Consider the following 819-nt stretch of genomic DNA (forward strand, 5'->3'; position numbering starts at 1 on the left):
TGTAGCAATGGGAAATCATATCCAAGGCACAATACTTCAACTGATAGTGATCGTGGCAGGAGGATTGATCTATCGACCTTTTTATCTTGCTTATGCTGGTAAACACGCGAGTCAATTCGGGCTGAACAATGCTTTGAATGGTATTGAACAATCGCTGTTTAAGTCTCTGCTTAATAGCGTGAAAGATTCAAACATATACAGTATCAACAAATCATCAGCTCAGAAGCGTTTGACTTCAATTCTGCGAGAAGGGGAGCTGGTGATGTTTTATCAAAAGCTACAATCGACTCATGATGAGAAAGTGTTCTCCTATGAAGCGCTGATTCGTTATATCGACAAAGAGGGAAAACTGTGCCCTCCAACGTTCATCAGTGACTTCCAAATGCTTGATGCCATGCCGCTACTTGATAAGTTGGTCATCGAAAAAGTGCTGTCGGACATGAAAATAATGTCGTTATCGCCGTCACGTCGAGTTGCGATCAATATTTCGGTTTCGACGATCGAACAAGCGGATTTTGTTCAGCACTTACAAGGGCGACTTGAGCACTATGGCGTGTCCCCAGACTGGTTAGAAATCGAGATAACCGAAGAGGCGGTGCTAAACGATAAAGTGTCGTTGACCAATACGATGATCGCGCTGCAAGCGTGTGGTATTCGCATCGCAATGGATGATTTCGGAACGGGTTATGCTTCGTTTCCGCATTTGCTCAAATATCCGTTTGATAAGATCAAACTCGACCGTTCATTACTGCTTGATGCCACAGATGAAAAGGGGCGCGAGTTATACCGAATCGTGGCTAAACTCGGGCACATTGCCAA

At 44.3% G+C, this 819-nt stretch carries 1 protein-coding gene; it reads left to right on the forward strand.

What is annotated here, in order from left to right:
- The coding region (locus R7Q46_RS26170) for an EAL domain-containing protein (RefSeq protein ID WP_318078083.1) at positions 1 to 819 on the forward strand (819 nt) is incomplete at both ends.

This window comes from Vibrio sp. 811, from assembly GCF_033339195.1.